11 protein-coding genes and 1 riboswitch are annotated in these 6,242 nt (G+C 46.7%); of the genes, 5 read left to right on the forward strand and 6 right to left on the reverse strand.

The features are described 5' to 3' along the window. Nucleotides 1-180 precede the first annotated feature (180 nt). On the forward strand, nt 181-465 hold the full coding sequence (locus JKP81_RS19680) for a SelT/SelW/SelH family protein (RefSeq protein WP_200553042.1): 285 nt from the start codon (nt 181-183) through the stop codon (nt 463-465). A gap of 200 nt (nt 466-665) precedes the next feature. Here JKP81_RS19680 and JKP81_RS23655 read toward each other — a convergent pair whose 3' ends face one another. The 3 genes from JKP81_RS23655 to JKP81_RS19690 all read right to left on the reverse strand — a co-directional run bounded on the left by JKP81_RS23655 (nt 666) and on the right by JKP81_RS19690 (nt 1,736). Next, nucleotides 666-743, reverse strand: coding sequence for a hypothetical protein (locus JKP81_RS23655; RefSeq protein WP_249882697.1), 78 nt, complete (start codon nt 741-743; stop codon nt 666-668). Nucleotides 744-1,246: 503 nt separating this feature from the next. Continuing rightward, complete coding sequence (locus tag JKP81_RS19685) at nt 1,247-1,462, reverse strand: hypothetical protein (RefSeq protein WP_200553043.1); 216 nt, start codon at nt 1,460-1,462, stop codon at nt 1,247-1,249. Nucleotides 1,463-1,562: 100 nt separating this feature from the next. After that, the gene (locus JKP81_RS19690) at nt 1,563-1,736 is read right to left on the reverse strand and encodes a general stress protein (RefSeq protein WP_200553044.1); all 174 of its coding nucleotides are present in this window, start codon (nt 1,734-1,736) and stop codon (nt 1,563-1,565) included. Nucleotides 1,737-2,059: 323 nt separating this feature from the next. On the opposite strand from JKP81_RS19690, the gene JKP81_RS19695 reads away from it, so the two are divergent. After that, entirely contained in the window at nt 2,060-2,386 is a 327-nt protein-coding gene (locus JKP81_RS19695) for a four-helix bundle copper-binding protein (protein WP_200553045.1), read from the forward strand. A 47-nt stretch (nt 2,387-2,433) separates the two neighbouring features. Here JKP81_RS19695 and crcB read toward each other — a convergent pair whose 3' ends face one another. Further along, nucleotides 2,434-2,811 (reverse strand): fluoride efflux transporter CrcB, encoded by a 378-nt coding sequence (crcB, locus tag JKP81_RS19700; protein ID WP_017458790.1) that lies wholly within the window; start codon nt 2,809-2,811, stop codon nt 2,434-2,436. Between the two features lie 73 nt (nt 2,812-2,884). Beyond that, a riboswitch (Fluoride riboswitch) is annotated at nt 2,885-2,954 on the reverse strand. Nucleotides 2,955-2,984: 30 nt separating this feature from the next. Then, nucleotides 2,985-3,554, reverse strand: coding sequence for a manganese efflux pump MntP (mntP, locus tag JKP81_RS19705; protein WP_200553046.1), 570 nt, complete (start codon nt 3,552-3,554; stop codon nt 2,985-2,987). A 257-nt stretch (nt 3,555-3,811) separates the two neighbouring features. Between mntP and zinT the strand changes: the two genes are divergently transcribed. Then, a complete protein-coding gene (gene zinT, locus JKP81_RS19710; RefSeq protein ID WP_200553047.1) occupies nt 3,812-4,456 on the forward strand; it encodes a metal-binding protein ZinT in 645 nt (214 codons plus the stop codon). 71 nt (nt 4,457-4,527) lie between these two features. Here zinT and JKP81_RS19715 read toward each other — a convergent pair whose 3' ends face one another. Beyond that, on the reverse strand, nt 4,528-5,181 hold the full coding sequence (locus JKP81_RS19715) for a TetR/AcrR family transcriptional regulator (RefSeq protein ID WP_200553048.1): 654 nt from the start codon (nt 5,179-5,181) through the stop codon (nt 4,528-4,530). Between the two features lie 250 nt (nt 5,182-5,431). On the opposite strand from JKP81_RS19715, the gene bhsA reads away from it, so the two are divergent. Continuing rightward, nucleotides 5,432-5,689, forward strand: a complete 258-nt coding sequence (gene bhsA, locus JKP81_RS19720) for a multiple stress resistance protein BhsA (RefSeq protein ID WP_200553049.1) — start codon at nt 5,432-5,434, stop codon at nt 5,687-5,689. 86 nt (nt 5,690-5,775) lie between these two features. Beyond that, nucleotides 5,776-5,985, forward strand: coding sequence for a DUF1471 domain-containing protein (locus tag JKP81_RS19725; RefSeq protein ID WP_200553050.1), 210 nt, complete (start codon nt 5,776-5,778; stop codon nt 5,983-5,985). Nucleotides 5,986-6,242 lie beyond the last annotated feature (257 nt).

A 6,242-nucleotide genomic window follows, 5' to 3' on the forward strand; every position in this document is an offset into this window, starting at 1 on the left:
CTTCCAGGAAACCGCGCAAGATTGCAGTCAGCGCAAAAGAGTTGCAGGTTATTGTTATGTTATCGACACCGAAGATAATGATAACAGTTATCATTTGCAATAAATTTGTTATGCCGTCAGCTTTTCAGCAGCACGAGGCTTATACAACCCTTTTCCATCCGCGCCAGGAGTCAACGAAACATGAAAAAACCGGTCATCACTTTGCACTACTGCTCACAATGCAACTGGATGTTGCGCGCCACCTGGATGGCGCAAGAATTGTTGCACACGTTTAGTACGGATCTCGGTTCCGTCACGCTGATACCGGGCACTGGCGGAATTTTTGCCATTGATGTTGATGGCAAAGTGATATGGGATCGCAAGCTGGACGGCGGTTTTCCCGATGCGGCAGAGTTAAAGCGCCGCGTTCGCGACTTCTGCTTCCCGGAAAAACCGCTCGGGCATGTGGAAAAGAAAGCGGAGTAAAACTCTGCGCCCGCATGGCTTGCGGGCGTAACGACAGATGCGCGCTTCAGCGGCATTGATAAGCAGTAAAACCAACCAGCAGGTGGCAATTTGCGTTCGATAAAGCAACCAGGCCGCTAAGATAGACGCGAGATGCTTACTGGTTTTTCTGTTAACGGACTGAATAATCGATAAAAAGGCCGCCGTAGCGACCTTTTTATTTATTTCTTCACCGGCTGGGGTTTTTTGTCACCCGATTCCGGCGCTTCACGAGGATCATCTTTTTCAATGTAGAGCACAAAACCTCCTCTATTTGCCTTCAGTTTACTCACTATAGATCCTCCGCCGCCATAGAGGCCAAGCGGCGGACGAAAAAACAGCCCATCAAACGTGGTTACCGCTGCGACAACGTTTTAATTGAAAAATGTGGGAATGGATGAAATTTAGACAAATCATCAATAACATCAATGCGTTAACGATAAAAAATTTTATTCGCAAAGATCGGTTTATTTCATCATAACTCGCTGTTTTATAGCGCTTTTCTGGTTGAAATTTGCTAATAATTAGCACGCTTATTGTTAGTAACAAAGATGCACTTGCATGCCTTCAGGCGCAACGCGGATTTGCTGGGCCTGAAGGTTATTTTTTATTCATTTTCAATGCGCTAAAAATTATTCTGATCGTTTTCGTAAAAACGAATGACTGAAAGTTTCCTGTCTCTTTCAGCGGCATAACTTTAAAAGAAGAGTTCACCGCGTTGAAGAAGCACAACGCCGTTAGAAAGGTGAAAAGGATTTATTGATTATTGCCTTTTGGGGGGTTGTTTGCGATTGGACATTTTGTGCACGAGACGTTTCTTATAAGGCGGGAGACGTAAATCAACTGCTTCGGTAAAATTAATGGAAATTACTTCAGCAGGATAGTGAGAATCTTCAATTAAATGAGTAGATAAATGCTCAGATAAATCTTCAGGTAATGTGCATATCCTCTCACCCTCATCATTATTTTGTGATTCCATTAATACCTCTACGTTTTTATCTTTAAGACATTGTTAATTAAAAAATAAACGAGCCGTCCCCGGCTCGCTAGCATTTGGAAAATAATGACCATAAAAGTGGTTATTTTTTTCCACCGCTGTGACTATTTTCACCGCCTTTCTTGCCGGCTTCGGATGCACGTTCGGGGTCATTTTTAAAATTACCGCCGCTGTGCTGACCACCTTTACGTCCCGCTTCTGAAGCTTTCTCACGATCTTCTGCGAAATTACCGGAACCGCCTCTATGTTCGGCCATGTTATATCTCCACATCTCGTTTTCGATATAATCGATACGGTTAATAATCCATATCGATCGCGTTGGAATCTTAAGTTTGGCTATTTATATCAATTAGTCAATTAATCATCCAAAAATATATCACTCTAAAAATAAAAAATCCGAAAGAAATATTTAAACACATATGTTGCATTCAAAATAAATCTTTATAATTATAAGCAGGTTACTAAAACTTTACTCATCTCATAAAATTAATGATGTGATGAAATGTGTAAATAAAATGGTAGGGATAAATATTTTGTGCACAATTATCTCATGACACATAAATATTGTGGAGATAAACCATGCATATAGAACACCAACGATGCGCCGAAGCCTGTTATCAATGCGCTGCGGCTTGCGAACACTGTGCGCTTTCCTGCCTGCAGGAAGAGAATATCGACATGATGCGTGAATGCATCAAGCTGGACGTGCAATGTGCCGCCCTGTGCCGCCTTGCCGGCCAATTTATGGCACTGGAAAGCAAACACTTACCCTCACTGTGCCGGATTTGCGTCGATGTATGTAAAGCCTGCGCGGAAGAGTGCAGCCGGCATCAACATCAACACTGCCAGCAGTGCGCTAAACGTTGCCGGGCATGCGCACAAGCCTGCCTGCAAATGGCGGCGTGAAGTAACGTGCGAAAAGGGGAGCAGCATTGCTCCCCCTTCCGGTTTTATCAATACCAGGCGTTTATCAGCGCAAACCCCAGCGCCGTCATCAAAATCGAACCCGTAACATGTACCAGCACGGAAGCCAGCGCCCACACGTAGTTGCCCGTTTGCAACTGGGCAAAAATCTCCAGTGAAAAAGTGGAAAAGGTGGTCATGCCGCCGCATAACCCGGTGGTGATCAGCAGCCGCCAGGTAGGATCAAGATGCGGCTGGCGAGTAAAGAATGCCAGCGCGCCGCCAATAATCAGCCCACCGAGTAAATTTACCAGCAGCGTGCCAGGCGGCAGGTTGGGAAACAGCGTATTTAAACGAATCGCGAGCAGCCAGCGGATCACGCAACCTGCAGAACCACCGATGATTACGGCAAATAAAGACTTCAGCATGTTTTTCCTCATCAACAAATGTGCGAGGCATGCAGGGAACAAAAGAAAAACGCCCGACATGCCTCATGACAGAGACATACCAGGCGTCATCAGCTTCTCAGGGAAGCGGTTGGGTCAGGTGGAACGCCATCACCTGAGCAGGCATTGTTGACGATTTCGCATGTTCGGACAAGTTACAGTAAGCCTAAGTGTTCAACCAGAATTGAGCTGCCGATACAGATAAGCACAATACCGCCGAATACTTCAGCCCATTTACCTATCGCCGCGCCAAGAAAACGCCCCAGCAGCATACCGGTGGTGGCCATGATGGTGGTCGCAAGGCCAATCATCAGCGCCGTCGCCACAATGTTCACATAGAGAAACGCCAGACCGACACCGACGGCCATAGCATCAAGGCTGGTAGCGATAGCGGTGGTGACCAGTAACCAGAAACCGTGGCGACGCGGCACTTCGGCTTCTTCATCCGTGGTTTTACTCAGGCCTTCTTTCATCATGCGCACGCCAAGCACAAACAGCAGTACAAAGGCTATCCAGTGATCCCACTGCATAATGTACTGGCTGGCGGCTAAGCCTGCGGCCCAACCGATAAGCGGGGTGATGGCTTCAACAACACCAAAAATCAACCCGGTGCGTAGCGCTTCGCTTACCGGTGGACGTTTTAACATCGCCCCTTTACCGATAGCAGCAGCAAAAGCATCCATCGACATGCCGAAAGCAAGAATCGTAATTGCATAAAAACTCATTGCTGACCCCTAAATGCCCTCAGACGAGGGCAAAACCGCAGACGCTGCGAAAAGTGCGGCAAAGATGCCACAGCCGCACAAAAAATGCAAAAATCACTTATTAATCAGCATTATATAGATATTGCTATGTTTTATAGCGTTGGCTATGTCAGATGGTGCCCCTCTCATTTGGCTGGTGAATTGAAAGCGATGTGGTATTTGTTATTGTTATATTATAACATTTCATTTCGTAACAAATGATAACCAGGGAGCGCAATATGATCATGAAGAAATCGGCCTTTGTACTTGGCATGGGAGTGCTGCTAGTGAGCGCGCAGACGTTAGCGCATGACCACCACCACGGCAAACCACTTACAGAAGCGGAGCGTAAAGCCAGCGAAGGCATTTTTGATGATAAGGACGTGAAAGACCGGGTGTTGTCCGATTGGGACGGGATCTGGCAATCCGTGAACCCGTATCTGCTCAGCGGTGCGCTTGATCCGGTGCTGGAGAAAAAAGCAAAACAAGGCGGTAAAAGCGTAGAAGAGTACCGCGCCTATTACCAAAAAGGTTACGCCACCGATGTAGAGATGATTGGCATAGAAAACAACGTGATGGAGTTTCACGTTGGCAAAACAGTCAATTCCTGCCGTTATGATTACGCGGGCTATAAAATTCTGACCTACACCTCCGGGAAAAAAGGCGTGCGTTATCTCTTCGAATGCAAAGACGCGCAATCAAAAGCGCCGAAATATGTGCAGTTCAGCGACCATATTATCGGCCCGCGCCAGTCGCAACATTTCCATATTTTTATGGGCAACGAATCGCAAGAGACGCTGCTAAAAGAGATGGATAACTGGCCGACATATTATCCGTACAATATGACCGAAGCGCAGATTGTCGACGAGATGCTGCATCACTGATGGTTTCACCGCGGGCGAACTATCCTCTCGCCCGCGAGCGGCAATCATTAAGCGCATTGTCAGCCGTTTCATTAACCGGTATTCCGTTCGTTCTGGCTGATTAACATCGGCCACAGCCGCAGCGTCGTGTCGATAATCTGCTGCAGTTTATCCAAACTGGCGCCTTCTCGCGCGCTGACCGACATTCCATGGATAATGCAGCTTAAAAAAAGCGCGGTGGTTTGCACATCTGTTTGCGCCGGGATCTCACCACGTAACTGACGTTGCAATAAAAAGGTCAGCAGCGTTTGCTCCTGTGCCGTTTGCCGCTCCCGGATGGTGTCGGCTATCGGCTCCGACTCAGCAGAAACCGTGGCAGACGTATTTATCAAAAAGCAGCCTGCCGGGGTATCGCTACCGGCAAAGCAATCGGCTAACGCTTGCAAATAATCGCGCAGCGACTGCTCAACGGTTTTCTCTTCACAGAAAAGCGCTGCCCGGTGTTTGGCGGAAAACCGTGCCATATAACGATCAAGCGCGGCTCTGAATAACCCTTCTTTACTATTAAATTCCGCATACAGCGTCGGCGCTTTTGCGCCGGTGGCTTCAACCAGGTCTGCCAGCGATGTGGCTTCATAGCCATGTTGCCAGAACAGCATCATCGCTTTATCCAGCATTGCGTCGCGGTCAAAAACTTTTGGCCGTCCGCGACCTTTTCTCGTACAGCATGTGACGTCGGTTGCCATTGTTCCTCCCTCGTTCATATCAATTTAGTTAATAATCATTATAAAAACATTACAAAGCGGCTGACCAGCGGAAATTTTTCTAAAAAATACACGATTTATCCTCATGAATAAAAAGCGATTTTTAATTATTTAAATGATCATTATAAAAATAGTATTGACGAGTGACACAGATCACACTTATCATTTACCTATCGATCGTTAAGTTAATACTTGCGACCTCATACAAATCCAGATTCAGAAGGCAAAAATTATGAAAACCATCCAATCCCTGCTCGCAGTCGCTGTACTTAGCTCCCTTTCTTTCGCAAGCGTAGCCGCCGTTGAAGTGCAGTCCACTCCGGCTGACCAACAAAAAGTGGGCGTGATTTCTGCCAATGCCGGCACCAATCTCTCCTCATTGCAAAGCGAACTGGCGCAGAAAGCCGATGAAATGGGTGCGAAATCATTCCGCATTACTTCCGTGACCGGCCCGAATACCCTGCACGGCACTGCGGTGATTTACAAATAAGCTCTGCCGTATAAAACCGGCATTCATAACAGATGTTGAATCGGGCGTTATCGCCCAGCACAAATAAAAATTTAAGGAATACCATTATGAAAACCATCCATTCACTTGCTGTCGCTACTGTGCTTTCTGTCCTGTCATTTGGCGCTTTCGCTCAGAGCGTAACCGCCACTGCTTCTACGCTTGACGAAGCGGAATCATTAATTGCCGCCAAAGCACAGCAGGCTGGCGCTTCATATAAAATCATTGAAGCCAACACCAACAATAATGTTCATATGACGGCTGAACTGACCAAATAAGTATGCCGTTTTCGAACAACACTCTCTAAGCGCCTGCGGGCGCTTTTTTTATGGGGAAAACGGTATTTTCCGTAGCGTGAATATCAGGAAGGGAATACTGGCGCGAATAAATATTGTGGAAATAAAACATGGGAGGCATGAATCGCCACGGATAATCTAGACACTTCCGAGCCGTTGATAATACTGGTTTTCATATTCTGTCGGTGACATCTGTTCGCTAGAACCATGCCGACGCTTACTGTTATAAAACATTTCGA

It is taken from the genome of Kosakonia sp. LAM2021 (assembly GCF_016620385.1).
Lineage (GTDB): Bacteria > Pseudomonadota > Gammaproteobacteria > Enterobacterales > Enterobacteriaceae > Kosakonia > Kosakonia sacchari.

Bases quoted from the DNA above. Each gene is read 5' to 3' on its own strand.
- JKP81_RS19680 (WP_200553042.1), top strand. From the start codon at position 181: ATGAAAAAACCGGTCATCACTTTGCACTACTGCTCACAATGCAACTGG.
- JKP81_RS19685 (WP_200553043.1), bottom strand. From the start codon at position 1,462: ATGGAATCACAAAATAATGATGAGGGTGAGAGGATATGCACATTACCT.
- JKP81_RS19690 (WP_200553044.1), bottom strand. From the start codon at position 1,736: ATGGCCGAACATAGAGGCGGTTCCGGTAATTTCGCAGAAGATCGTGAG.
- JKP81_RS19695 (WP_200553045.1), top strand. From the start codon at position 2,060: ATGCATATAGAACACCAACGATGCGCCGAAGCCTGTTATCAATGCGCT.
- crcB (WP_017458790.1), bottom strand. From the start codon at position 2,811: ATGCTGAAGTCTTTATTTGCCGTAATCATCGGTGGTTCTGCAGGTTGC.
- mntP (WP_200553046.1), bottom strand. From the start codon at position 3,554: ATGAGTTTTTATGCAATTACGATTCTTGCTTTCGGCATGTCGATGGAT.
- zinT (WP_200553047.1), top strand. From the start codon at position 3,812: ATGATCATGAAGAAATCGGCCTTTGTACTTGGCATGGGAGTGCTGCTA.
- JKP81_RS19715 (WP_200553048.1), bottom strand. From the start codon at position 5,181: ATGGCAACCGACGTCACATGCTGTACGAGAAAAGGTCGCGGACGGCCA.
- bhsA (WP_200553049.1), top strand. From the start codon at position 5,432: ATGAAAACCATCCAATCCCTGCTCGCAGTCGCTGTACTTAGCTCCCTT.
- JKP81_RS19725 (WP_200553050.1), top strand. From the start codon at position 5,776: ATGAAAACCATCCATTCACTTGCTGTCGCTACTGTGCTTTCTGTCCTG.